This is a genomic window from Mycobacterium sp. PS03-16 (assembly GCF_004570325.1).
Classification (GTDB): Bacteria; Actinomycetota; Actinomycetes; order Mycobacteriales; family Mycobacteriaceae; genus Mycobacterium.
Map to the genome: position 1 here is coordinate 1 of NZ_SPQO01000052.1, position 24,869 is coordinate 24,869.

26 protein-coding genes and 1 pseudogene are annotated in these 24,869 nt (G+C 70.2%); 17 read left to right on the top strand and 10 right to left on the bottom strand.

Going from position 1 to position 24,869, the window contains the following annotated elements:
- Positions 1-115 (top strand): integrase core domain-containing protein (locus E4P42_RS25255; RefSeq protein WP_167759617.1); only part of this gene is annotated, 115 nt, incomplete at its 5' end.
- A 13-nt stretch (positions 116-128) separates the two neighbouring features.
- On the opposite strand, the gene E4P42_RS25260 is transcribed toward E4P42_RS25255, so the two are convergent.
- On the bottom strand, positions 129-845 hold the full coding sequence (locus tag E4P42_RS25260; protein ID WP_135129232.1) for a type 1 glutamine amidotransferase: 717 nt from the start codon (positions 843-845) through the stop codon (positions 129-131).
- Complete coding sequence (locus tag E4P42_RS25265) at positions 842-2,071, bottom strand: Mur ligase family protein (protein ID WP_135129272.1); 1,230 nt, start codon at positions 2,069-2,071, stop codon at positions 842-844. The genes E4P42_RS25260 and E4P42_RS25265 overlap by 4 nt, the downstream gene beginning before the upstream one ends.
- A gap of 91 nt (positions 2,072-2,162) precedes the next feature.
- Between E4P42_RS25265 and E4P42_RS25270 the strand changes: the two genes are divergently transcribed.
- The 3 genes from E4P42_RS25270 to E4P42_RS25280 are packed head-to-tail and all read left to right on the top strand — an operon-like array spanning position 2,163 to position 4,259.
- Positions 2,163-3,194: a DEDDh family exonuclease gene (locus E4P42_RS25270; protein ID WP_135129234.1), complete on the top strand. Its 1,032-nt coding sequence runs from the start codon at positions 2,163-2,165 to the stop codon at positions 3,192-3,194.
- 43 nt (positions 3,195-3,237) lie between these two features.
- Positions 3,238-3,693, top strand: a complete 456-nt coding sequence (locus E4P42_RS25275) for a hypothetical protein (RefSeq protein ID WP_135129236.1) — start codon at positions 3,238-3,240, stop codon at positions 3,691-3,693.
- Positions 3,693-4,259, top strand: a complete 567-nt coding sequence (locus E4P42_RS25280) for a TetR/AcrR family transcriptional regulator (protein WP_135129238.1) — start codon at positions 3,693-3,695, stop codon at positions 4,257-4,259. Before E4P42_RS25275 ends, E4P42_RS25280 begins: the two co-directional genes overlap by 1 nt.
- Here the strand turns inward: E4P42_RS25280 and leuA are convergent.
- From leuA to E4P42_RS25300, 4 genes are all read right to left on the bottom strand, one after another.
- The gene (leuA, locus tag E4P42_RS25285) at positions 4,256-6,052 is read right to left on the bottom strand and encodes a 2-isopropylmalate synthase (RefSeq protein ID WP_135129240.1); all 1,797 of its coding nucleotides are present in this window, start codon (positions 6,050-6,052) and stop codon (positions 4,256-4,258) included. The genes E4P42_RS25280 and leuA overlap by 4 nt on opposite strands.
- Before the next feature lie 227 nt (positions 6,053-6,279).
- A complete protein-coding gene (locus E4P42_RS25290; protein ID WP_135129242.1) occupies positions 6,280-6,969 on the bottom strand; it encodes an XRE family transcriptional regulator in 690 nt (229 codons plus the stop codon).
- 62 nt (positions 6,970-7,031) lie between these two features.
- Positions 7,032-8,285 (bottom strand): ammonium transporter, encoded by a 1,254-nt coding sequence (locus tag E4P42_RS25295; RefSeq protein ID WP_135129243.1) that lies wholly within the window; start codon positions 8,283-8,285, stop codon positions 7,032-7,034.
- 115 nt (positions 8,286-8,400) lie between these two features.
- Positions 8,401-9,003 carry a nitroreductase family protein gene (locus tag E4P42_RS25300; RefSeq protein WP_135129245.1) on the bottom strand — a complete coding sequence of 201 codons (603 nt, stop codon included), beginning with the start codon at positions 9,001-9,003 and terminating at the stop codon, positions 8,401-8,403.
- Between the two features lie 115 nt (positions 9,004-9,118).
- On the opposite strand from E4P42_RS25300, the gene E4P42_RS25305 reads away from it, so the two are divergent.
- From E4P42_RS25305 to E4P42_RS25320, 4 genes are all read left to right on the top strand, one after another.
- A complete protein-coding gene (locus tag E4P42_RS25305) occupies positions 9,119-10,384 on the top strand; it encodes an aspartate kinase (protein ID WP_135129247.1) in 1,266 nt (421 codons plus the stop codon).
- A gap of 3 nt (positions 10,385-10,387) precedes the next feature.
- Positions 10,388-11,470, top strand: a complete 1,083-nt coding sequence (locus E4P42_RS25310) for an aspartate-semialdehyde dehydrogenase (RefSeq protein WP_135129249.1) — start codon at positions 10,388-10,390, stop codon at positions 11,468-11,470.
- A gap of 49 nt (positions 11,471-11,519) precedes the next feature.
- Positions 11,520-12,602: a DUF4185 domain-containing protein gene (locus E4P42_RS25315; RefSeq protein WP_371287085.1), complete on the top strand. Its 1,083-nt coding sequence runs from the start codon at positions 11,520-11,522 to the stop codon at positions 12,600-12,602.
- Positions 12,603-12,673: 71 nt separating this feature from the next.
- Positions 12,674-13,063, top strand: coding sequence for a hypothetical protein (locus E4P42_RS25320; protein ID WP_135129251.1), 390 nt, complete (start codon positions 12,674-12,676; stop codon positions 13,061-13,063).
- A 75-nt stretch (positions 13,064-13,138) separates the two neighbouring features.
- Here the strand turns inward: E4P42_RS25320 and E4P42_RS25325 are convergent, their stop codons facing one another.
- The gene (locus tag E4P42_RS25325; RefSeq protein WP_135129253.1) at positions 13,139-13,312 is read right to left on the bottom strand and encodes a CsbD family protein; all 174 of its coding nucleotides are present in this window, start codon (positions 13,310-13,312) and stop codon (positions 13,139-13,141) included.
- Positions 13,313-13,554: 242 nt separating this feature from the next.
- On the opposite strand from E4P42_RS25325, the gene E4P42_RS25330 reads away from it, so the two are divergent.
- The 8 genes from E4P42_RS25330 to egtE all read left to right on the top strand — a co-directional run bounded on the left by E4P42_RS25330 (position 13,555) and on the right by egtE (position 21,681).
- Positions 13,555-15,015 carry a catalase gene (locus E4P42_RS25330; protein WP_135129255.1) on the top strand — a complete coding sequence of 487 codons (1,461 nt, stop codon included), beginning with the start codon at positions 13,555-13,557 and terminating at the stop codon, positions 15,013-15,015.
- 81 nt (positions 15,016-15,096) lie between these two features.
- Positions 15,097-15,525, top strand: a complete 429-nt coding sequence (locus tag E4P42_RS25335; RefSeq protein ID WP_135129257.1) for an organic hydroperoxide resistance protein — start codon at positions 15,097-15,099, stop codon at positions 15,523-15,525.
- A 2-nt stretch (positions 15,526-15,527) separates the two neighbouring features.
- Positions 15,528-16,172 (top strand): sensor domain-containing protein, encoded by a 645-nt coding sequence (locus tag E4P42_RS25340; protein ID WP_135129259.1) that lies wholly within the window; start codon positions 15,528-15,530, stop codon positions 16,170-16,172.
- 161 nt (positions 16,173-16,333) lie between these two features.
- Entirely contained in the window at positions 16,334-17,608 is a 1,275-nt protein-coding gene (egtA, locus tag E4P42_RS25345; RefSeq protein ID WP_245234230.1) for an ergothioneine biosynthesis glutamate--cysteine ligase EgtA, read from the top strand.
- The gene (egtB, locus tag E4P42_RS25350; protein ID WP_135129263.1) at positions 17,605-18,885 is read left to right on the top strand and encodes an ergothioneine biosynthesis protein EgtB; all 1,281 of its coding nucleotides are present in this window, start codon (positions 17,605-17,607) and stop codon (positions 18,883-18,885) included. The genes egtA and egtB overlap by 4 nt, the downstream gene beginning before the upstream one ends.
- On the top strand, positions 18,885-19,589 hold the full coding sequence (egtC, locus tag E4P42_RS25355) for an ergothioneine biosynthesis protein EgtC (RefSeq protein ID WP_135129264.1): 705 nt from the start codon (positions 18,885-18,887) through the stop codon (positions 19,587-19,589). Before egtB ends, egtC begins: the two co-directional genes overlap by 1 nt.
- A complete protein-coding gene (gene egtD / locus E4P42_RS25360; RefSeq protein WP_135129266.1) occupies positions 19,586-20,551 on the top strand; it encodes an L-histidine N(alpha)-methyltransferase in 966 nt (321 codons plus the stop codon). Before egtC ends, egtD begins: the two co-directional genes overlap by 4 nt.
- Entirely contained in the window at positions 20,548-21,681 is a 1,134-nt protein-coding gene (gene egtE, locus E4P42_RS25365; RefSeq protein ID WP_245234229.1) for an ergothioneine biosynthesis PLP-dependent enzyme EgtE, read from the top strand. Before egtD ends, egtE begins: the two co-directional genes overlap by 4 nt.
- A 2-nt stretch (positions 21,682-21,683) precedes the next feature.
- Here egtE and E4P42_RS25370 read toward each other — a convergent pair whose 3' ends face one another.
- Complete coding sequence (locus tag E4P42_RS25370) at positions 21,684-22,373, bottom strand: class I SAM-dependent methyltransferase (RefSeq protein ID WP_167759627.1); 690 nt, start codon at positions 22,371-22,373, stop codon at positions 21,684-21,686.
- 10 nt (positions 22,374-22,383) lie between these two features.
- The gene (locus tag E4P42_RS25375) at positions 22,384-23,862 is read right to left on the bottom strand and encodes a glutamate--cysteine ligase (RefSeq protein WP_135129270.1); all 1,479 of its coding nucleotides are present in this window, start codon (positions 23,860-23,862) and stop codon (positions 22,384-22,386) included.
- A gap of 84 nt (positions 23,863-23,946) precedes the next feature.
- On the opposite strand from E4P42_RS25375, the gene E4P42_RS25380 reads away from it, so the two are divergent.
- Positions 23,947-24,750 carry an MBL fold metallo-hydrolase gene (locus E4P42_RS25380; RefSeq protein WP_167759628.1) on the top strand — a complete coding sequence of 268 codons (804 nt, stop codon included), beginning with the start codon at positions 23,947-23,949 and terminating at the stop codon, positions 24,748-24,750.
- On the opposite strand, the pseudogene E4P42_RS25385 reads toward E4P42_RS25380, so the two are convergent.
- Positions 24,747-24,869: pseudogene (locus tag E4P42_RS25385) on the bottom strand (integrase core domain-containing protein); the annotation flags it as partial. The gene E4P42_RS25380 and the pseudogene E4P42_RS25385 sit on opposite strands and share 4 nt — an antisense overlap.

Below are 24,869 nucleotides of genomic sequence, written 5' to 3' on the forward strand. Positions count from 1 at the left end.
CACCAACGACGCCCGCTGCGCAGCCCTTGCCCCCTGGCTCGACTACTACAACAATCAACGCCGCCATTCAGCCCTCGGAGGACAACCCCCGACCAGCCGACTGTCACCAACCTGACCGCCGAGTACAGCTAGGGCCGGCGCGGGGCGGCGAGGCGTTCGCGGCGCAGCTGCGCCACCTCGTCGAGATCGAGCGGCGCCAGCTCGCCGACGACCTGGGAGAGCAGATGGTCGGCGAGTTCGGGGTTGCGGGCCAAACACGGCCCGTGCAGGTACGTCGCGACCACGGTGCCCTGCACCGCCCCGTCGATGCCGTCGCCCGCCCGGTTGCCGGCCCCCTTCTCCACCCGGGCCAGCGGACGGGCGTCCGGGCCGAGAGTCGTTCCGCCCCGGTGGTTCTCGAAGCCGGTCAACCGCTCGGTGAGGCCGCCGAGCAGCGGCTGGGACACCACTTCGCCGATGGTGCGCTGCTCCTGCGGCGACGTCGTGACGTCCAGCATGCCGACACCCTCGACGCGTTCCCCGGCCGACGTCTCGTACCAGTGCCCGAGCACCTGGATCGCCGCGCAGATGGCCAGCACCGGCGCCCCGCGCTGCGCGGCCTGCTGCAGCCCGGGATAGCGCAGCAGGTGTTTGGTCGCCAGGCGCTGTGCGTAGTCCTCCGCACCGCCGAGCGTGTAGAGGTCCAGCTCCGCGGGCACCGGGTCGTCGAGCGTGATCTCGACGACCTCGGCGTCGATGCCGCGCAGCCGCAAACGTTGCCGCAGCACGACGGAGTTGCCGCCGTCGCCGTAGGTGCCCATCACATCGGGCAGCACCAACCCGATCCGCACCGCCGATTCGGTCATGGCCGCCGCTCCAGCACCCGGTTCAGTTGCAGGAACGCCGTGTAGTTCGCGATCACCTCGACGTGGCCGGGCGGGCACGACGTGATCGCCGCCACGGTGTCGTGCACGAGCGTGTGCTCGACGCCCGCATAGCCGAGGCGCACGGCGAGGTCGGTGCCGCGCTCCCCGGCGGCCACCACCTGCGTCCCTTCGAAATGCTCGAACCGCACATCCCACAGCCACGACAGATCCTCCCCGTCGGGCACCTGGCCATTGACGGAGATGACGACTCCGGCGCCGTGTTTGTCGACCATCGAGAGCGCCTCCTGCCAGCCGGCGGGGTTCTTGGCCAGCAGCACGCGCACGGTGTGCGCGCCCAGTTGCACGGTGCGGTAGCGGCCGGCCACCTCGTCGACGCGTTCGACGGCGGCCACCGCCGCGGCCGGATCGGCGCCCATGGTGACCGCCGCGGCCACGGCCTGCGCGGCGTTGCCGCGGTTCACCGCGCCCGGCAGGGCCAGCGTCATCGGCAGTGACAGGCCGTCCGGGCCGTGCAGGTGGGTGTCGTCGTACCACCAGTGCGGGTCGGGGCGCCGGAAGTCCCCGCCGGTGGAATGCCAGTCGCGGCCGTCGCGGACGATGACCTCCCCGGTCCGGGGGCAGCTCACCGAGTCGTTGGCCCAGCTGCCCCCCGCCGCCACCCACACCACGTGGGCGCTGTCGTAGGCGGCCGAGGTCATCAGCACGTCGTCGCAGTTGGCCACCACCACCGCCGCCGGGTGCCGGGCGAGACCGGCGCGCAGGGTGCGTTCGATGTGGTTGATCTCGCCGACCCGGTCGAGCTGATCGCGTGACAGGTTGAGCAGCACGATCGCGGCCGGGTCGACGGCATCGGCCACGTGCGGGACGTGCATCTCGTCCACCTCGAGTGCCGCCAGGGGGGCGCTGCGCGCGGCGGCCAGCGCGGCGATCAGCCCGGCGTCCATGTTGGCGCCCTCGGCGTTCGTCGCGACCGGTCCGAGCGTGTTCAGCGCGGCCGCCGTCATCCGGGTGGTGGTCGACTTTCCGTTGGTGCCGGTGATCACCACAGCGCGCCGGCCCGCGCCGAGCTGCCGCAGGATCGACCGGTCCAGCGTCATCGCCACCAGGCCGCCGATCATCGCGCCGGCGCCGCGGCCGGTGAGCCGCGACGCCCACCGCGCACCGGAGCCGGCCGCGAGCGCGAGCCGTCCTCGAGGGGTGATCACCATCGGAGGAAGTTTAGAAGGGTTCGCAGATCGTCGCCGACACGCGGTGTCGCGGCCGGGAGTTGTCGGAGGGCCGTGCCACGCTGAGGTGGTGAGCCAAACGCACGCCGAATGTCGCGGCTCTGACGCCGAAAGTGGCCGCTGCTGGGGCAGGCCGGCGCTCGAGTCCGGCGCCGGCTGGGCCGTCGTCGACGTCGAGACGTCGGGTTTCCGGCCCGGGCAGGCCCGCATCGTGAGCCTGGCCGCGCTGGCCGTCGGGGACGACGGCAACGTCGAGCGGAGCCTGGCCACCCTGCTCGATCCGGGGGTCGATCCCGGCCCCACCCACGTCCACGGCCTGACCGCCGAGATGCTGGCCGGTGCGCCCTGCTTCGGCGACGTCGTCGACGATCTGGCCGAGCTGCTGGCCGGCCGCACGCTGGTCGCGCACAACGTCGGCTTCGACTATGCGTTCCTCACCGCCGAGGCCGAACTGGTCGGCGCCGAACTGCCCGTCGACACCGTGATGTGCACGGTCGAGCTGGCCCGCCGGCTCGACCTCGGCACCGAGAACCTGCGGCTGGAGACGCTGGCCGCGCACTGGGGTGTCCCGCAGCTGCGGCCGCACGACGCGCTCGACGACGCCCAGGTGCTCGCGCAGATCCTCAAACCGACGCTGGCGCGCGCGCGGGAGCGCAGGGCGTGGCTGCCGACGCGGGCGGTGGGCCGCCGCCGCTGGCCCAACGGCCGCGTCACCCACGATGAGCTGCGTCCGCTCAAGGCCCTGGCGTCCCGGCTGCCGTGCGCCTACCTCAACCCCGGACCGTACGTGCCGGGCCGCCCGCTGGTGCAGGGCATGCGGGTGGCGCTGTCGGCCGAAGTCACCCGCACCCACGAGGAATTGATCGAGCGCATCGTCCACCACGGCCTGGCCTACGTGGATGCGGTGGACGCCGAGACGTCACTGGTGATCTGCAATCACCCGGACGTCGACCAGGGCAAGGGCTATCAGGCGCACGAGGCCGGCGTCCCGGTGATCGGCGACGGCGACTTCATCCGGCTGCTCGAGCATGTGGTCGGCGGCACCGGCATCGAGGAGTTCGTCGACACCACGACCGTCGGCGGCCAGTTCGCGCTGTTCTGAATCCGCACTTCCACCACTACTGGTGTAGTGGTAACGTGGCGTCATGTTAACCACTACGGGTGTAGTACACCACTCCACTGTCCGAACGCTCTATCACCGGCACGGCTATTTCTTCCGTGAGGCCGCGTCGCTCACCATCGCCATGGGCGTCGTCCTCCACGTTCTCCGGATCGTCCTCGGTGACCAACTGGCGCTTCAGTACGTGATCACCCCGACCGTCGACCGGATCCTGTTGGTGCCGATGGCGTACGCGGGCGTCACCGGCATCGCGTTGCTGGCGAACAAGCGCGTCGTCTTCTCCAACCGGCGCCACCGGGCGCTGTTCACCGGATCGGTCGTCTACATCGTGGGCAGCGTGCCGTTGCACGTCTACTGCAGCTACATCGCCGTCGACACGACGATCGTCATGGCGTTTCCGATGTGGGTCAGCTGGCTGCTGCTCGCGGTCGTCTACCCGGCGTTTCTCACGCTGTTCGTGAAAGTGCGCTATCAAAACTGATGCCGCCCAATCCCGAACGACGCAACCAGATCCTCGACACCGCGATCGACATCCTGTGCGACGACGGGGTCGGGGGTCTGACACATCGGCAGGTGGACAGCCGCGCCGGAGTCCCGGCGGGTACCACCTCGAACTACTTCCGCACCCGCCAGGCGCTGCTGGAGGCCACCGCCGCGCGTACGGTCGACCTGCACTGGCAGCGTGTCGAGGCGATGCGCGCGACGATCGGCCCACTGTCCCGGGATGCGGTCAAAGCGTTGATGATGCGCATGCTCGAGCCCGACGAGGGGTTCCGCCGCTCGACGTTGGCGCGGTTCGAGCTGTTCATGGAGAGCACCCGCCGCGAGGAACTGCGCCCGCTGATGAAGGAACTGCAGGCCGCCGCGGTGAAGTCGGCGACGCTCATCTTCGGGGCCGCCGGCTTCACCGCGTCGCCGGAGAGGATGGACGAACTCAGCAGGCTGCTCAACGGGCTGGTGTTCAGCAACCTCACCATCACGCCCGATCGGGGCGCGCTGGACGCAGCCGGTCTTGTGGACCGACTGCTGAGCGTCTTCCTCGACTAGCTCTTCGCGGCCCGGTTCACCGCGGATACCACCGCGCGCAGCGAGGCCGTCGTGATCGACGTCGCGATGCCGACGCCCCACACGGTCTTCCCGCCGATCGAGGCCTCCACGTACGCGGCGGCCTGCGCCTCCTCGCCGGCCGACAGGGCGTGCTCGGAGTAGTCCAGCACGTTGATGTCGAAGCCGATCGCGCCCAGCGCGTCGACGAACGCGGCGAGCGGGCCGTTGCCGGCGCCGACGATCTCGCGTTCGGCGCCGTCGACCTTGACCACCGCGGTGATCGTGTCGGTGCCGCCGTCCACCTCGGCGGCGTCCACCCGCTGGCGGATCCGCTCGAGCGGGCGGATCGGCGCCAGGTACTCGTCGGCGAAGACGTCCCACATCTCCTTGGGCGACACCTCGCCACCCTCGCCGTCGGTGATCTTCTGGATCGCCTGGCTGAACTCGATCTGCAGCCGCCTCGGCAGTACCAGGCCGTGGTCGGCCTTCATGATGTAGGCGACGCCGCCCTTGCCGGACTGCGAGTTGACCCGGATGACGGCCTCGTAGGTGCGGCCGACGTCCTTCGGGTCGATCGGCAGGTACGGCACCTGCCACAGGATGTCGTCGACGTCGGCGCCCACCTCGTCTGCGGCGACCTTCATACTGTCCAGGCCCTTGTTGATGGCGTCCTGATGGCTGCCCGAGAACGCGGTGTAGACCAGGTCGCCGCCGTAGGGGTGCCGCTCGTGGACCGGCAGCTGGTTGCAGTACTCGACGGTGCGCCGGATCTCGTCGATGTTGGAGAAGTCGATCTGCGGGTCGACGCCGCGGCTGAAGAGGTTCAGCCCCAACGTCACCAGGCACACGTTGCCGGTGCGCTCACCGTTGCCGAACAGGCAGCCCTCGATGCGGTCGGCGCCGGCCGCGTAGCCCAGTTCCGCTGCGGCGACAGCGGTTCCGCGATCGTTGTGCGGGTGCAGGCTCAGGATGATCGAGTCGCGCGGAGTCAGGTGGCGGTGCATCCACTCGATCGAGTCCGCGTAGACGTTCGGCGTCGCCATCTCGACGGTGGCCGGCAGGTTGACGATCAGCGGGACCTCGGGCGTGGGCTTGACGATCTCGGCGACGGCGTTGCAGACGTCGACCGCGTACTCCAGTTCGGTGCCGGTGTAGGACTCGGGGGAGTACTCGAAGCGCCACTGCGTCTCCGGGTACTTCGCGGCCTCCTCGACGCACATGCGGGCGCCGTCGGTGGCGATCTTTTTGACCGCCTCGCGGGCGGCGCGGAACACGACGCGGCGCTGCAGGATCGACGTCGAGTTGTAGAAGTGCACGATCGCGCGCGGGGCGCCCTGGCAGGCCAGGAACGTCCGCTCGATCAGCTCGGGACGGCACTGGGTCAGCACCTGGATGGTGACGTCGTCGGGGATCGCGCCCTGCTCGATGATCTCGCGGACGAAGTCGAAGTCGGTCTGGCTGGCCGAGGGGAACCCGACCTCGATCTCCTTGTAGCCCATGCGGACCAGCAGGTCGAACATGCGGCGTTTGCGGGCCGGGCTCATCGGGTCGATCAGCGCCTGGTTGCCGTCGCGCAGGTCAACCGCGCACCACATCGGCGCGGTGTCGATGACCTTCTCGGGCCAGGTGCGGTCGGGCAGCCGGATCGGCTCGACTTCCTCGTCGAAGCTGCGGTAGCGGGCCACCGGCATCGACGACGCGCGCTGGGTGTTCCACGACGGCTGGGCCGCATGCGGCGCACCCGACGGGGTGGTGATGCTGCGGACGGACGAATACGAATCAGGGGTGTTCATGTTGGCTCCGGGAGTTGACGGGGACTCGACCGGCGCATCGCGAACACCCGCGACGGGAAGCCGGTCTGGTCAGACCCCGCCGCGGCGTCCGAGAAGGAGCACCCGCTGCACGGGGACGACTGTACTCCGGCGCGCTCGCGGGTCAAAACCCGCAACCGCCACGCACTGACTCTGCGGTGAGATCGAGTTCCTGGCCGGAATCGCGATCTGTGTGCAGTCTCAGCGCGTCACACCTGCGCGTCGGGGAACGCGATCACCGACAGGAACCGGATCGGCAGCTCGACCAGATCGACCGGGCCGTGCGCACCCTCGCCGTCGAACTGCAGCGAGTCACCCGGGTGCAGCCGGTACACCGACCGGCTGTGGCTGTAGTCCATGACGCCCTCGAGCATGTAGATGAACTCGGTGCCGGCGTGCTGGAACAGCGGATAGGTCTGGCTCTTCTCCGAGAGCGTCACCTCGAGGCATTCCAGCCGCTTGTGCTCCCCGCGCAGGGACCCCAGCAGCTGGTACTCGTGGCCCTCCTTGGTGCCGTTGCGCACGATGCGCGCCCCGGTGCCGGACTTGACGAACGCGGCGGGCCGCTCGACGTCGGCGCCGCGGAACAGGCTGGTCACCGGAACGTCGAACCCCTTGGCCAGCAGTGCCAACGTGGACAGGCTGCACGACGTCTGGGCGTTCTCGATCTTGCTCATCATGGCCTTGGAGATGCCGACCCGGGCGGCCATCTCGGCGACGGTCAGGCCCTGCTGTTGGCGCAGCAGGCGGACGTTGCGGCCGATCGCGGCCTCGAACTCGATCTCGTCGACGGCCTCGTGCGGGTGCCGCTCGCGCGCGGTGCCCGACTGGTTGCGCAACAGCGGGACGTCGGACACACCGATCACTCTACTAAGACGGGGTCTCCCAGCGGGAAACATCGCGAGGGGTGGACGGGAGGGCCCGGCCGGCGCGAGCGGTGCCCGCGCCGGCCGGTCGCCGATCAGGCCGGCGCCATGTCGTAGGACGACTCCCGGTGGAACTTGGCGTCGATACCCTGCTCCTCCTCGTCGGGCGAGATGCGGATGCCCATCGTCTTCTTCAGGACGAACGCGATCGCGAAGGCCACCGCGAAGGAGTAGGCCATCACGGCGCCTGCCGCGACGGCCTGCTTGAACAGCTGGTCGACACCACCGCCGTAGAACAGGCCGTTGACGCCGTTGGGCATGCCCTCGCTGGCGAAGAACCCGACCAGCAGGGTGCCGATCACGCCACCGACCAGGTGCACGCCGACCACGTCGAGCGAATCGTCATAGCCGAAGCGCGATTTCATGCCGACCGCGTAGACGCACACCGCGCCGGCGATGCCGCCGACGAAGATCGCGCCGACCGGGGTGACCGCACCGCAGGCGGGGGTGATGGCGACCAGGCCGGCGATCGCGCCCGAGGCGGCGCCGACGCCGGTGACGTGGCCGTCCTTGATCTTCTCGACGGCCAGCCAGGCCAGGGTGGCTGCGCAGGTCGCGACGAACGTCGTCACCATGACGATCGCGGCCGAGTTCCCGGCCGACAGCGCCGACCCGCCGTTGAAGGCGTACCACCCGGCCCACAGCAGGCCCGCGCCGAGCAGGGTGAGCGGGACGTTGTGCGGTTTGCGCAGCTGCCCGAACATGGCCGACTTGCCGAGCACGATCGCGACGGCCAGCGCGGCCGCACCGGCGTTGATGTGCACCGCGGTGCCGCCGGCGAAGTCGATCGCGCCCAGCGTGTTGGCGATCCAGCCGCCGACCGAGCCCTCGGTGACCACACCGTCGAACGCGAACACCCAGTGCGCGACGGGGAAGTACACCAGCACCGCCCACAGCGTCGCGAACAGCATCCACGCGCCGAACTTCATCCGGTCGGCCACCGCGCCGGAGATCAGCGCGACCGTGATGGCCGCGAACAGCGCCTGGAACACCGCGAACAGGCTGATCGGCAGCCCGTCGACCGTCGTCATCGGTTCCAGCAGGTTCTGCATGCCCAGGAACTCGGTGACGCTGCCGACCAGTCCGCCGTAGGAGGTGCCGAACACCATCGAGAACCCGAAGAGCACCCACAGCAGCCCGACGACGGCGACGGCCCCGAAGGTCATCATCATCATGTTCGTCGAGCTCTTCACCGAGACCATGCCGCCGTAGAACAAGGCCAGCCCGGGGATCATCAGCGTGAGGCCGATGATGCAGCACAGCATGAACGCCGTGGTTCCTGTATCCATCACTTCTCCTGCGAGTGGCGGTCCCTTGGCGGACCGATCACTGGCAGTAACCGACGTTTCTGTTACGTAGATCGCATTCTCATGTTGCCGCGCGGTTAATTGTCGGGCGGTGCGGTCACCGCACGAAGGGCTCGCCCCAGCGGCCGGCGAACGCGATCTCGTCGAGTCCTGGCCGGGTGCGCGGCCGGGTGTCGCGTTCGACGACGGCCTCGTCGGCCCCGGCGTAATCGCCCAACCGGCCGACCGCGACGACGGCCAGCGGCCGCGCGGTCTGCGGGATGTCGAACGTCTCGCGCGCGGCGTCCGGGTAGAAGCCGGCCATCGGATGGGTGATCAGTCCTCGCGAGACGGCCTCGACAGAGAGGTTCGCCATCGCGGCCCCGGCGTCGACCGCCGCGTACAGCGCGGCCTTCTCGTCGTCCCCCTCGTCGGCGCACACCAGGATCAGCGCGCTCGCGGCGTGCGCGTAACCGTTACCGCGGCGCAGCGTCGCGGCCAACCCGTCGAACGTCTCGTCGCCGCGGACCCCGACGACGAACCGCACCGGTTGGCGGCCGCCCCACGTCGCGCTCCACCGTGCCGCCTCGAGCAGCGCGGTGACCTGCTCCTCGGTGACCTCGGCGACGGCGTCGAACGCGCGGGGGCTCCAGCGGGCGGCGAGGTCGGGATGGATGGGCACACGGGTGTCCGCGAGCCGGTCGGTCGGCGAACTGGCCACACGCCGACGCTACGGCGGCGGGCAGGCTGCGCCGGGGTCGGCCCGCGGCGGAACAAACCAGGTGCGCGCAGCCCTTATCCTTGGTGGGACTTTTTCCCGCGCGAAAGGCTTGACAGTGGCGCTCGTCGTCCAGAAATACGGTGGTTCCTCGGTGGCGGACGCCGAACGGATCCGCCGCGTCGCCGAGCGCATCGTCGAGACGAAGAAGGCGGGTAACGACGTCGTCGTGGTCGTCTCGGCGATGGGCGATACCACCGACGACCTGCTCGACCTCGCCAAGCAGGTCTGCCCGGCCCCGCCGGCGCGCGAGCTGGACATGCTGCTGACCGCCGGGGAACGGATCTCCAACGCGCTGGTCGCGATGGCCATCGAGTCCCTCGGCGCGCAGGCCCGCTCCTTCACCGGCTCGCAGGCCGGCGTCATCACCACCGGAACGCACGGCAACGCCAAGATCATCGACGTCACGCCGGGCCGGTTGCGCTCGGCCCTCGACGACGGGCAGATCGTGCTGGTCGCCGGGTTCCAGGGCGTCAGTCAGGACACCAAGGACGTGACCACGCTGGGCCGCGGCGGGTCGGACACCACCGCGGTCGCGGTGGCCGCTGCGCTCGGCGCCGACGTCTGCGAGATCTACACCGACGTCGACGGCGTCTACACCGCCGACCCGCGGATCGTCCCCAACGCCCACAAACTCGACACCGTCAGCTTCGAGGAGATGCTCGAGATGGCGGCGTGCGGCGCCAAGGTGCTGATGCTGCGCTGTGTGGAGTACGCCCGCCGGTACGACCTGCCCATCCACGTGCGGTCGTCGTACTCGGACAAGCCCGGCACCATCGTCAAAGGATCGATCGAGGACATCGCCATGGAAGACGCCATCCTGACCGGAGTAGCCCACGACCGCAGCGAGTCGAAGGTCACCGTCGTCGGCCTGCCCGACGTTCCCGGTTACGCCGCCAAGGTGTTCCGCGCCGTCGCCGACGCCGACGTGAACATCGACATGGTGTTGCAGAACATCAGCAAGATCGAGGACGGGAAGACCGACATCACGTTCACGTGTGCCCGCGACAACGCGCGCACCGCGGTCGAGAAGCTGACGTCGCTGCAGGACGAGATCGGGTTCACCCGGGTGCTCTACGACGACCACATCGGCAAGGTGTCGCTGATCGGCGCCGGGATGCGCAGCCATCCGGGTGTCACCGCGACGTTCTGCGAGGCGCTGGCCGAGGTCGGCGTGAACATCGATCTGATCTCGACCTCGGAGATCCGCATCTCGGTGCTGGTCAAGGACACCGAGCTCGACAAGGCCGTGGCCGCGCTGCACGAGGCGTTCGGCCTCGGCGGCGACGAGGAAGCGGTCGTGTACGCGGGAACGGGGCGCTGAGCCATGGTTTCCATCGGTGGGCAGGAGCGAAGCGACCGGGGAATCAACCTCGCAGTGGTCGGCGCGACCGGTCAGGTCGGCCAGGTGATGCGCACCCTGCTCGAAGAGCGCGACTTCCCGGCGACGTCGGTCCGGTTCTTCGCCTCCGCGCGCTCGGCGGGCAAGAAGCTGTCGTTCCGCGGCCAGGAGATCGAGGTCGAGGACTCCGAGACCGCCGATCCGTCGGGCATCGACATCGCGCTGTTCTCGGCCGGCGCGACCATGTCGCGGGTGCAGGCGCCGCGGTTCGCGGCGGCCGGCGCCGTCGTGGTGGACAACTCCTCGGCGTGGCGGAAGGACCCCGACGTGCCGCTGGTGGTGTCGGAGGTGAACTTCGCGAGAGATGTCGCGAATCGCGCTCGATCTCTTTCAAAAGGCATCATCGCCAACCCGAACTGCACCACCATGGCCGCGATGCCGGTGCTCAAGCCCCTGCACGAGGAGGCGGGCCTGACGCGCCTGATCGTGTCGAGTTACCAGGCGGTCTCGGGCAGCGGGCTGGCCGGGGTGGAGGAGCTGGCGTCGCAGGCGCGTGCGGTGATCGACGGTGCCGAGCAGCTGGTGCACGACGGGTCGGCGCTGGACTTCCCGGCGCCGGTCAAGTACGTGGCGCCCATCGCGTTCAACATCGTCCCGCTGGCGGGCTCGCTGGTCGACGACGGCTCCGGGGAGACCGACGAGGACCAGAAGCTGCGCAACGAGAGCCGCAAGATCCTGGGCATCCCGGACCTGGCGGTCAGCGGCACCTGTGTGCGGGTGCCGGTGTTCACCGGGCACTCGCTGTCGATCAACGCCGAGTTCGCACAGCCTCTTTCGCCCGCACGGGCCAGTGAGCTGTTGTCCGGTGCGCCGGGCGTGCAGCTGGTCGACGTGCCGACGCCGCTCGCCGCCGCCGGGGTGGACGACTCGCTGGTGGGTCGCATCCGGCAGGATCCCGGCGTGCCCGACGGCCGCGGACTCGCGCTGTTCGTCTCCGGGGACAACCTCCGGAAAGGTGCGGCACTGAACACGATTCAGATCGCCGAGCTGCTGGCCGCCGAGCTCTGACCCACGGGTGTCGGCCGCCCGCCTGACCGCCGTCGGGCTTCTCGTCGCGTTGGCGACGTGGACGACGCCGGTCGCGCGCGCCGAGCCTGCCGCGCCGATCCCCGGGCCCGTGCTGCCGCCGCTGGTGCCCGGCCAGGTGATCCGCCTCGGGCCCACCGCCGGAACGGGAACGCCCACAAGGGACTACGGTATCGGCGCGACCGACCTGTGTGAGTTCATGGAGTTCCCGAGCGGGATCCTGCAGGTCTGCGGGGACAGCTTCGCCGGTCAGGGCGTCGGCTTCGGCGGGTGGTACTCACCGATCGCGCTGCACGTCGAGACCGAGTCGATCCTCGATCCGGGCGGGGTGCGCTACGACGGGGTGACCGGCGTGGACCGGCCCCTGCTCGCCGACCCCACGCCGCCGGGCGCCTCCCAGCTCCCGGCGGGCGTCGTGCAGATCAACCGCGAGAACTACATGCTGGTCACCACCACCCGCGACCTGCGCCCGCAGACCTCCCGGTTGGTGAGAGCCGAAGCGGGACAGGGCGGCTGGCTCACCGTGCCCGGCTCGGAGCGCGACGCTGCGCACGCCGGGGGACGGCAGTCCCAGATCAGCGGGTACTACGACCCGATCCCGCGGGCGGACTCGCCGACCGGCTGGGTGTACATCGTGGCCAACAACTTCGACCGCAGTGGCCCGCCGGTGCTCTACCGCGCCACGCCGGAGCAGTTCACCGATCGCACGGCGTGGCAGGGCTGGTCGTCGGAGCGCGGCTGGGCGGGGGAGCCGTCGCCGCTGTGGGCCGACCGGATCGGCGAGATGAGCGTGCGCCAGATCGACGGCAAGACCGTGCTGTCCTACTTCAACGCCACCACCGGCAACATGGAGATCCGGGTGGCCGACGACCCGACCCAGCTGGGCACCTCCCCGGTCACCACCGTGGTCGTCGCGGCGGACTGGCCGCAGCCGGCCGAACACCTGCCCCCGCCGGAGATCAACCGGCTGGCGCAGCCCTACGGCGGCTACATCTCACCGGGCTCCACACTCGAGGAGGTGCGGGTGTTCGTCAGCCAGTGGAACACCACACCGGCCGGCGACAACTCGCCCTATCGGGTGATCCAGTTCGCGGTGCATCCGTTCACGCGCTGAGCCCGCAGCTCACAGCGGATTCACAGCGCGCACTGGACGGGCTCATCGACTTCGCGCCCACCATCATGCTCATGAGCGAAACCTCTGAACCCACCACCGGACCGGTCGTCACCACGCCGCCGCGCGAACCGGCCCCGGTCACCGTCTCACCCGCACCCGAGCGTCGCCGCTCAGGCCGGCTCACCACCGCCGCGGCCGCGGTCGGCATCGTCGCCGGCGTCGTGTTCATCGTCGCGGTCGTGTTCTTCTCCGGTTTCGTGCTGGGCCAGAACTCCGCGGGCGGCCACCGGGGCGGCGGCTCGGGGCCCGGCCCGATGATGCTGCACCGCGGCGGGCCGCCGCCGATGATGCTGCCGATGGGTCCGCGCGCCGAGTTCGAGCGGCCGTTCGGGCCGGGCTTCGCACCGCCGCAGCCGGGTCAGCCGGACACCCCCACCACCACCGCGCCCGCCCGACCGTGACGCGCGTCGACTGCACGGTTGGTGCACGCAACCGCCGGGAGCGGGCGGCATCAACCGTGCAGTCGGCGATGCGGGCTACTTCTTGAAGGCGTCCTTCACCTTTTCGCCGGCGTCCTTGAGGCTCGACTTGCTCTGGTCGGCCTTGCCCTCGGCCTCGGTGTCCCGATCACCGGTGAGCTTGCCCAGGCCTTCCTTGGCCTTGCCGCCCAGGTCCTCCATCTTGTTGTTGGCCTTGTCGTCGGCGCCCATGGGTCGCTCCCTTCGGTGTGATTCCAGCCGGGTCCGTGCTGGACCCATCACTGGAGTGCTCGTCGGGCGCTGCGCCGAAACCCTCCGTCGGATGGTTCACATCGCCTTCACAGCTGCGACGCCCCAGTTTCCCGCCGACGCCCCGGTGGGTAGACCATGATCGACCTTGATGTCGTGGTCACAGCTGTCGACGGCCCAGCCCAGGATGGTCGCCGGCCTGAGCGAGGAGATGAGTCGGAAAGATGGTCGAGAGGTACGCCACCAACGATGCCGGTAACCCGGTCCCGAGCGTCGAGCATTCGCTCACCGTCGGCCCCGACGGACCCATCCTGCTGCAGGACCACTACCTCATCGAGCAGATGGCGAACTTCAACCGGGAACGCATCCCGGAACGCCAGCCCCACGCCAAGGGCGGCGGCGCGTTCGGCGTCTTCGAGGTCACCCACGACGTCAGCCGCTACACCAGGGCGGCTTTCCTGCAGCCCGGCACCACGACCGAGATGGTGGCCCGGTTCTCCACCGTGGCCGGGGAGCGGGGCAGTCCAGACACCTGGCGCGACCCGCGCGGCTTCGCGCTGAAGTTCTACACCTCCGAGGGCAACTTCGACATGGTCGGCAACAACACGCCGGTGTTCTTCGTGCGCGATCCGATGAAGTTCCAGAACTTCATCCGCAGCCAGAAGCGCATGCAGGCCACCAACCTGCGCGACCATCACATGCAGTGGGACTTCTGGACGCTGGTGCCCGAATCGGCGCACCAGGTCACCTGGCTGATGGGTGACCGCGGGATCCCCAGAACCTGGCGGCACATGAACGGCTACTCCAGCCACACCTACAGCTGGCTCAACGCCGACGGTGAGATGTTCTGGGTGAAGTACCACTTCAAGTCCGACCAGGGCGTCGACTTCCTCACCCAGGAGGACGCCGACCGGCTGGCCGGCGAGGACGGCGACTACCACCAGCGCGACCTGTTCACCTCGATCGAGAACGGTGACTTCCCGAGCTGGACGCTCAAGGTGCAGATCATGCCGTTCCAGGACGCCAAGACCTACCGCTTCAACCCGTTCGACCTGACCAAGGTGTGGCCGCACGCCGACTACCCGCTGATCGATGTCGGCCGGATGACCTTGAACCGCAACGTCACCGACTACCACGCCGAGATCGAGCAGGCCGCGTTCGAACCGAACAACATCGTGCCCGGCACCGGCTTGAGCCCGGACAAGATGCTGCTGGCGCGCGGCTTCTCCTATTCCGACGCACACCGCGCGCGGCTCGGGGTGAACTACCGGCAGATCCCGGTGAACACTCCGAAGGTCGAGGTGCACAGTTACTCCAAGGACGGTGCGATGCGGATGCGCAACGTCACCGACCCGGTGTACGCGCCCAACTCGATGGGCGGTCCGGAGGCCGACCCGCGCCGCGCCGCCGAGGTGCACTGGGCATCCGACGGCGACATGGTCCGCGCGGCCTACACGTTGCGCTCCGACGACGACGACTGGGGCCAGGCCGGCGCCCTGGTGCGCGAAGTGCTCGATGACGATCAGCGAGATCGCCTGGTGCACAACATTGTCGGCCACGTCTCGAAGGGGGTGCGGGAGCCGGTGCTGTCGCGGGTCTTCGAGTACTGGCGCAACGTCGACCCCGACCTCGGCAAGAAGGTCGAGGAAGGCGTGCGCGCGAAAGCCGCGGGTAACGGCGGCTGAGCGGCGCCACTCGGACGCCCCGGCCGCCCACCCGGCCGGGGCGTCTTGCCGTCTGCCGCATGGCTGGCATGATCGGGAACCATGAGCATCGAAGTGAAGTACACGGCAGAATCCACCGCGACCGGCGGGGGCCGCGACGGCCATGTGAAGTCCGATGACGGGCGCATCGATCTCGACACCCGTCCGCCGAAGGCCGCCGGCGGCAGCGGTGAGGGCACCAACCCCGAACAGCTCTTCTCGGCCGGCTACGCCGCCTGCTTCCTGGGCGCGCTGCGGCTGATGGCCAAGAACAACGACATCACGCTCGACGAGGCGTCCGGTATCACCGCGCAGGTCGGGTTCGGCCCGGACTCCGAGGGCGGCTTCGGCATCAACGCCCACCTCATCGGCTACCTGCCCGGCCTCGAACAGGCCCAGGCCGACGATCTGATGCAGCAGGCCCACCAGTTCTGCCCGTACTCGAAGGCCACCCGCGGCAACATCGACGTGAAGCTGTCGGCGAAGGTCTAGGCATGCGGTTCCTGGCAGGGGTCGCCGCGGCCGGTGTCGCGCTGGCCGCGACACCGGCCGCGCCCGCGCAGGCCCGCCCGTCGGATCCCGGTGTGGTCAACTACGCCGTTCTGGGCAAGGGTTCGGTGGGCAACATCGTCGGTGCGACGCTGCGCTGGGAGTCGGTGTTCACCAACCCGGTCCAGCAGTTCTACGTCGACAACCCGGCGTGCAACAACTGGGCCGACATCGGCCTGCCGGAGGTCTACAACGATCCCGACCTGGCGTCGTTCAACGGCGCGGTGGCCCAGGAGTCGGCGACCGACGCCACGCATCTGGTGAAGCAGGCGGTGGGGGTGTTCGCCACCGCCGATGCGGCGGACCGCGCGTTCCGCCGGGTCGTCGACCGCACCGGCGGGTGCGCGGGCCAGACCACCGCGATGCATCTCGACAACTTCACCACCCAGGTCTGGACGTTCACCGGTGGCCCGACCACCGCGACCGACGCCGACTGGGTCAAGCAGGAGGCGGGCACCGACCGACGGTGCTTCACCACCACCCGCAAGCGTGACAACGTGCTGCTGCAAGCGAAGGTCTGCCAATCGGGCAACGGCGGCCCGGCGGTCAACGTGCTGGCCGGCGCCATGCAGAACACTCTGGGGCAATGACCGTGGTGCCGCAGCGGCACCTCGTCATCAACGTGTCACGCACAAATCGCGCGACTTTGTCGGTCCCCTCTGGAAGATAGAGGGGGTAGCGGCGATCGGCTGATCCCGCGGCCGCCGACCAGAGGTCCAGACCGGGCCCGGGAGGGATGGGTGAGTTGACCATGCCGCTGACGTCCGACCCCGGGTGCGAGGCGGAGTGCGCCTCCACCGAATTCCTGTCCGCCGCCGACGCCGCCGAGTACATCAGCGCGACCTGTCTGCAGGACGGTCCGGTCGGGCGGGTCGGCCTGGAGGTCGAGGCGCTCTGCTACGACCTCAGCGACCCGCGCCGGCGCCCCGACTGGCACGAGGTGACCGATGCGATCGTCGCGGTCCCGCCGCTGCCGGGCGGCAGCCGCATCACAGTCGAACCCGGTGGTGCGGTCGAACTGTCCGGCCCGCCGGCAGACGGCGCGCTGAGCGCGATCGCGGCGATGACCGCCGACCGCGCAGTGCTGCGGGCCTCGTTCGCCCGGCGTGGCCTCGGTCTGGTGCTGCTGGGCGCCGACCCGCTGCGCCGCCCGCGCCGCATCAACCCCGGTGCGCGGTACTCGGCGATGGAGTCGTTCTTCACCGCCAGCGGAACGGGCGCGGCCGGGGCGTTCATGATGACCTCGACCGCCTCGGTGCAACTCAACCTCGACGCCGGCCCTGAGCGCGGGTGGGCGCAGCGGGTGCGGCTGGCGCATGCGTTGGGCCCCACCATGATCGCGGTGACGGCGAACTCGCCGCTGCTGGCCGGGCGGTTCTCGGGCTGGCGCAGCAGCAGGCAGTGGGTGTGGGGCGAACTCGACGAGGCCCGGTGCGGTCCCGTGCTCGGCGCCAGCGGTGACGACCCCGCCAGCGACTGGGCGCGCTACGCGCTGCGCGCGCCGGTGATGCTCGTGCAGAGCCCTGATGCGGTCGCGGTGACCAGCTGGGTGCCGTTCGCCGACTGGGCCGACGGGCGCGTGCCGCTCGGCGGCCGCCGGCCGACGCGCGCCGACCTGGACTATCACCTCACCACGTTGTTCCCGCCCGTGCGGCCGCGGCGCTGGCTGGAGATCCGTTACCTCGACAGCGTGCCCGATGCGCTGTTGCCGGCGGTGGTGTTCACCCTCGTCACCCTGCTCGACGACCCGGTGGCCGCCGACATCGCGGCCGAAGCCACCGAATCGGTGGCCACCGCATGGGATCGCGCCGCGCGCGTCGGGCTCGATGACCGCCGGCTGCACGCGGCCGCGGTCACCTGCGTCGGGACCGCCGCACAGCGCGCCCCCGCCCCGATCATGGAATCGATGCAGCAGCTGTGGCGTTCGGTCGAAGGGGGACGCTGTCCGGGCGACGACTTCGCCGACCGGGCCGTCGAGTACGGGATCGGCCCGGCCGTGCGCCAACTCGCGAAAGGTGAGTCTTGACTTCACGTGACACCCTGGCCGACGAGCTGACCCGGGCGCGGGCCCGCACCCTGCGCCTTGTCGACTTCGACGACGAGGAGCTGCACCGCCAGTACGACCCGCTGATGAGCCCGCTGGTGTGGGACCTCGCCCACATCGGTCAGCAGGAGGAGTTCTGGCTGCTGCGCGGCGGGAACCCGCACCGCCCTGGGCTGCTGACCCCTGACGTCGAGCGGCTCTACGACGCGTTCCAGAACTCCCGCGCCAGCCGGGTCAACCTGCCGCTGCTGCCGCCCACGGACGCGCGGGCCTATTGCGCGACGGTGCGCAACCAGGTGCTCGACACGCTCGACGCTCTGCCCGGTGACGACGCCGGGTTCGCGTTCGCGATGGTGGTCAGCCACGAGAACCAGCACGACGAAACCATGCTGCAGGCGTTGAATCTGCGGTCAGGAGCCCCGCTGCTGGACCGCGGCGCACCGCTGCCCGCCGGCCGGCCGGGTGTTGCCGGCACCTCGGTGCTGGTGCCCGGCGGGCCGTTCGTGCTCGGTGTCGACCCGGCGACCGAACCGCACGCGCTGGACAACGAGCGGCCCGCGCATGTCGTGGACGTGCCGGCGTTCCGGATCGGCAGGGTGCCGGTCACCAACGCCGAATGGCGCCGATTCGTCGACGACGGCGGCTACCGGATCCCGCGGTGGTGGTCCGACCGCGGCTGGGCCCATCGCGAACAGGCCGGGCTCACCGCGCCGCAATTCTGGAACGAGGACGGCACCCGCATCCGCTTCGGGCACGTCGAGGACCTGCCCGCCGACGAACCCGTGCAGCACGTCACCTACTTCGAGGCCGAGGCGTACGCGGCGTGGGCCGGGGCGCGGCTGCCCACCGAGATCGAGTGGGAGAAGGCGTGCGCGTGGGATCCGGCGGCCGGGGCCCGCCGCCGGTACCCGTGGGGGTCGGCGCCGCCCGGCCCGCGGCTGGCCAACCTCGGCGGCGACGCGTTGCGGCCGGCGCCGGTCGGGGCGTACCCGGACGGTGCGTCGGCCTACGGCGCCGAACAGATGCTGGGCGACGTCTGGGAGTGGACCACCTCTGCGCTGCGGCCGTGGCCCGGGTTCACCCCGATGCTCTACGAGCAGTACACCGAACCGTTCTTCGACGGCGACTACCGCGTGCTGCGGGGCGGTTCGTGGGCTGTCGCCGCGGGCATCCTGCGGCCCAGCTTCCGCAACTGGGACCACCCGATCCGCAGGCAGATCTTCTCCGGCGTCCGGTTGGCGTGGTCGGAGGACGACTGATGTGCCGCCACGTCGGCTGGCTGGGCGCGCCACGCACGGTCGCGGACCTGGTGTTGGACCAGCCGTACGGCCTTCTGGTGCAGTCGTATTCGCCACGCCGCCAGAAGCACGGCCTGATGAACGCCGACGGCTGGGGTGTGGGCTTCTACGCACCCGACCTGGGGGACGGTGTGCCGCGCCGCTGGCGCAGCGCCGCCCCGTTGTGGGGGGACGCGTCGTTCGCCTCGGTCGCGCCCGCGTTGCGCAGCGGCTGCGTGGTGGCGGCGGTCCGGTCGGCCAGCATCGGCATGCCGATCGAACCGACCGCGTCGGCGCCGTTCACCGACGGGCAGTGGCTGTTGTCGCACAACGGCCTGGTCGACCGGACGGTGCTGCCGCTGTCGTCGCGCGCGGAATCCACGGTGGACAGCGCGCTGCTCGCCGCGCTCATCTTCGACCGGGGGATGGACCGGCTCGGCGACATCGTCACCGAGGTGGCCGCCGCCGACCCGAACGCCCGGCTGAACATCCTCGCCGGCAACGGGTCCGAACTGGTCGCCACCACGTGGGGTGACACGCTGTCGATGCTGCAGACCGGGCAGGGCGTGGTGCTGGCCAGCGAGCCCTACGACGACGACCCCGGCTGGCGGGAGATCCCGGACCGCCACCTGGTGCGCACGGACGGATCCCGCACGGACCTGACCCCCCTGAAAGGACCGGCATGACGTTCACGCTGTCCACCTACCTCGCGACCGACTCGGCGGCCCAGGCGTTGCGCCGCGACGTCCGCGACGGACTCACCGCCACGCCGAAGACGTTGCCGCCGAAGTGGTTCTACGACGCGACGGGCAGTGACCTGTTCGACCGGATCACCCGGCTGCCCGAGTACTACCCGACCCGCACCGAGGCGCAGATCCTGCGCGACCGGTCGGCCGAGATCGCAGTGGCGGCCGGCGCCGACACGCTGGTCGAGCTCGGCAGCGGCACGTCGGAGAAGACCCGCATGCTGCTCTCGGCGCTGCAGAACCAGGGCACGCTGCGCCGCTTCATCCCGTTCGACGTCGACCCGACGGTGCTGCGCAGCGCGGGCGCCGCGCTCGAACGCGAATATCCGGGCCTCGAGATCGAGGCGGTTTGCGGGGATTTCGAGGAGCACCTCGGCAAGATCCCGCGCGACGGCCGCCGGCTGATCGCATTCCTCGGCTCCACGATCGGCAACCTCACCCCGCAGCCGCGGGCGGAGTTCCTGGCCACCCTCGCCGACACGATGGCCCCCGGGGATGCGCTGCTGCTGGGCACCGATCTGGTCAAGGACACCGGGCGGCTGGTCCGCGCCTACGACGACAGTGCCGGTGTCACAGCGCAGTTCAACCGCAACGTGCTGGCCGTGGTCAATCGGGAACTCGACGCCGACTTCGACGTCGACGCGTTCGGCCACGTCGCCCGGTGGAACGGTGACGAGCGGCGCATCGAGATGTGGCTGCGCGCCACCACGCCGCAGCACGTGCGGATCGGCGCGCTGGATCTCGGCGTCGACTTCGTCGAGGGCGAGGAGATGCTCACCGAGGTGTCGTGCAAGTTCCGGCCCGACGACGTCGCGGCCGAGCTCGCCGCCGCGGGCCTGCGGCGCACCCACTGGTGGACCGATGCGGCGGGCGATTTCGGCCTGTCGCTGGCGGTTCGGTGACCGCGCCGGGGCTGCCGGAGGCCTGGCGGTCGTCGCGGCCGAAAGCGGCCGGGGTGCATCTGGACAGCGGCGCCTGCTCCCGGCAGGGGTTCGCCGCGATCGAGGCCGCCGCCCAGCACGCGCGCCACGAAGCCGAAGTGGGCGGATATGTCGCGTTGGCGGCCGCGGCGCCGGCGCTCGACGCCGGCCGCGCCGGGGTCGCCGCGCTCACCGGGCTCGACGCCTCCCATGTCGTGTTCACCTCGGGCGCCAATTCCGCGTTCGACCTGCTGCTGCGCAGCTGGGCGGGGGAGCGGACGGCAGCGTGCCTGCCCGGCGAGTACGGACCGAACCTGGCCATTCTCGCCGCCAATGGATTCCAGGTGCGGGCGCTGCCCGCCGACGGCGCGGGCCGGGTCGACGTCGAGGCGGCCGAACGGATGCTCGCGGCCGCCCCACCCGCGCTGGTGCATCTGACCCCGCTGGGCAGCCACCGCGGTGTGGCGCAACCGCTGTCCGGGATGGCCGCAGTGTGTGGCCGGCTCGGCCTCCCGCTGGTGGTCGACGCCGCGCAGGCCCTCGGCCACCTGGACTGCGCCGTCGCACCCGACGCGATCTACTCGTCGTCACGCAAGTGGCTGGCCGGCCCGCGCGGTGTCGGAATGCTCTCGCTCTCAGAGCAATTCGCACAGCGGCTGCAGCCGCGCCTGCCTCCACCGGAGTGGAATGTGCCGATGACCGTCATCGAGAAGCTCGCCCAGGGTGAGTCGAACGCCGCGGCGCACCTGGGGTTCTCGGTCGCCGTCGGGGAACACCTCGCGTTCGGCGCCGCCGAGATCCGGCAGCGGCTGGCCGAGGTGGGCCGGATGACCCGCACTGCCCTGGCCGGCGTGCCGGGGTGGCGGGTGGTCGAACCGGTCGACGAGCCCACCGCGATCACCACCGTCGAGCCGGTCGACGGGGCGGATCCGCAGCGGGTGCGGGACTGGCTGATCGAACACCGTGCGATCGTCACGACGTTCTGCGGTGTGCAGCGCGCACCGTTCGAGCTCGCCGTGCCGGTGCTGCGGCTGTCCCCGCACGTCGACGTGACCGCCGAGGATCTCGAATTCACCGCCGCCGCACTGGTCGACGCCACCCGGGTGGTCTGAGCTCAGCCGTCTTTGTGCGCGCTGAGCAGGAACGCGGGAAGCTTGATCCGGCCCTTCTCGTCGAATTCGAAATTCGGCGGGGGCATGTCGACCGGGGCGCCCGGGGGTGGACCCGGCATCGGGTTGGCGTGGATGAACGCGGGCCGGATGTCGTCGACGGTCCAGTACGCCGAGACCGCCTCGCGCAGTTCGTCCTCGTCGACCTCGTGCGGCTTGGTCTCGAGTTCGGCCGGGAACGCGCCCTTGGCGAACACCAGGATGAACAGGCCCGCGCCGGGCGCGGCCGCCCGGTGCACCGAACGCAGGTACCCGTCGCGACCCTCGACGGGCAGCGAGTGGAACAGCGTGCTGTCGATGACGGTGTTGAACCGCCCGTCGTATCCGGTGAACGAGGTGATGTCGGCCTGGACGAAGCTCGCCGTCGACAGGTGGCGCTGCTGGGCGGCCTGATCCGCGGCGGCGACCGCGGTCGGGCTCAGGTCGATGCCCACCACGGTGTAGCCGTCGGCGGCCAGCGCGAGCGACAACTCGGCGTGTCCGCATCCGGCGTCGAGCACATCGCTGCGGAACCGGCCGGCGCGGTGCAGCGCGGCCAGTTCGGGCTGCGGCTCGCCGATGCTCCACGGCGGCGGTCCGTCGAATCCACCCTCACCGCGGTAGGCGCTGTCCCAGTCCATCACGTCAGACGTCATGGCCTCCAACCTACGTGGGGCCGTCCCAGGTGTGCACGGGCTCGTTGCTGTGCATCCGCTGGCAGTACAGCCGCAGCATCTCGGCGAGCGCCGCGGGCCGGGCCAGCCCCTGCTCCTGCAGCGCCTGCACGGTGGCGACCTGCCATGCGGCGCCGTTGCGGCCGGTCTTCGCGCGGCCCTCGATGACCCCGAGGTACCGGTCGCGCACCTCGGCGGCCACGCCCCAGCGGCGCAGCCCCTCGTCGGCCATCGGCAGCAGTTGCCGCAGCACCAGCTCGTCCGGGGTCACCTCGCCGAGCCCCGGCCAGTACAGCCGCGCATCCATCCCGTGCTGCGCGGCGGCGGTGAAATTGTGTTCGGCCGCGGCGAAGCTCAGCTTCGTCCACAGCGGCCGATCCTCGTCGGCGAGCGCCCGCAGCGTCCCGTAGTAGAACGCCGAGTTGGCCAGCATGTCGACCACCGTCGGCCCGGCGGGCAGCACCCGGTTCTCCACCCGAAGGTGGGGAGTGCCGCTCACCACGTCATACACCGGCCGGTTCCACCGGTAGATGGTGCCGTTGTGCAGGCGCAGTTCCGACAGCTTCGGTGTACGCCCGGCCGCCAGTTCGGCCACCGGGTCCTCGTCGGACACCTCCGGTAGCAGCGACGGGAAGTAACGGACGTTCTCCTCGAACAGGTCGAAAATCGAGGTGATCCAGCGTTCGCCGAACCACACCCGAGGCCGCACCCCCTGGGTCTTGAGCTCGTCGGGTCGGGTGTCGGTGGCCTGGGCGAACAACTCGATGCGGGTCTCGGCCCACAGCTGGTGGCCGAAGAAGTACGGCGAGTTCGCGCCCAGCGCCAGCTGCGGGCCCGCCAGCACCTGCGCGGCGTTCCAGTTGCGGGCGAAGTCGGCCGGTGACACCTGCAGGTGCAGCTGCATGCTGGTGCACGCCGACTCGGGCGCGATGGTCGCCGCCTGCAAGCTCAGCCGTTCCGGGCCCGCGATGTCGATCAGGATGTCCTCACCGCGCGCGGTGAAGATCGAATCGTTGAGCGCCTGGTAGCGGGTCGAATCGCTCATCCAGTCGTCGGAGAGGTGTTCGGGCATCAGGGTGGGCAGGATGCCGATCATCACGATGTGCGCGCCGTCGGCGGTGGCCTTGGCCTCGGCGGCGTTGAGGCTCGCCCGCACATCGGCTTCCAACTCCAGGGCGGCGCGGCCCGGCAGCGGCCGCGGTGGCACGTTGAACTCGATGTTGTAGGCGCCGAGTTCGGTCTGATAGGCCGGGTCGGCGATCGCGGCGAGTACCTCGGAATTGCTCATCGCGGGCTGGTAGTCGGCGTCGACGAGGTTGCACTCGATCTCCATGCCCGTCAGCGGGCGTTCGAAGTCGAAGCTCGACTGGGCCAGCATCGTCTCGAACACGTCGAGACACAGCTGGACCTTGCGGCGGTACTCGCGGCGATGCGCGCGACTGAAGTCCGCCTGCTTCACTTCTTCGCCCACGGCACCGATGCTAGTGACGCCCGCGCAACTTATTCGAAGTAACGCGGGTGCATATCCTCGGTCAGGCCGGGTAGCACCGCCTCTATGGACATCACCGTCACCTTCATCGGCAACGCGACGACGTTGATCACCGCAGACGGCATCACTTTGCTGACCGACCCGAACTTCCTGCACCGCGGTCAGCACGCGTACCTGGGCTACGGCCTGGTGTCCAAGCGCCTGCACGACCCCGCGCTCGACGTCGACCGGCTGCCCCCGCTCGACGCGGTGCTGCTGTCGCACATGCACGGCGACCACTGGGATCGGGTGGCGCAGAACGGCCTCGACCGGGCGCTGCCGGTGCTGACCACCCCGCACGCCGCCAAACGGCTGCGCCACCGCGGATTCGGTCACGCGGTGGCGCTGAACACCTGGCAGAGCCATACGTTCACCAAGGGCACCACCACGGTGACCGTGACGTCCCTGCCCGGACGGCACGCGCCCACCCCCATCGACCGGTTCCTGCCGGCGGTGATGGGCTCGATGGTGGAGTTCACCGCCGCCTCCGGCGACACCCGTCGGCTCTACATCTCCGGTGACACGCTGCTCATCGAGGAACTCGACGAGATTCCGCGCCGGTTCCCCGACATCGACGCCGGGGTGCTGCACCTGGGCGGCACCCGGCTGCCGTTCGGCAGACACCTGCCGTTCGGGCTGACGGTGACCATGGACGGGAAGCAGGGCGCCGGCCTGGCCGAACTGCTCGACCTGCCGAGAGTGATCCCCGTGCACTTCAACGACTACGGCGTGTTCGCCTCGCCGCTGTCGGACTTCCTCGACGAGTGCAAGCGGCGCGGACTGGCCGACCGCATCGTCGAACTGGACCGCGGCGCGTCGGTCACGCTCTAGGTGTACTCGGCGGTCAGGTTGGTGACAGTCGGCTGGTCGGGGGTTGTCCTCCGAGGGCTGAATGGCGGCGTTGATTGTTGTAGTAGTCGAGCCAGGGGGCAAGGGCTGCGCAGCGGGCG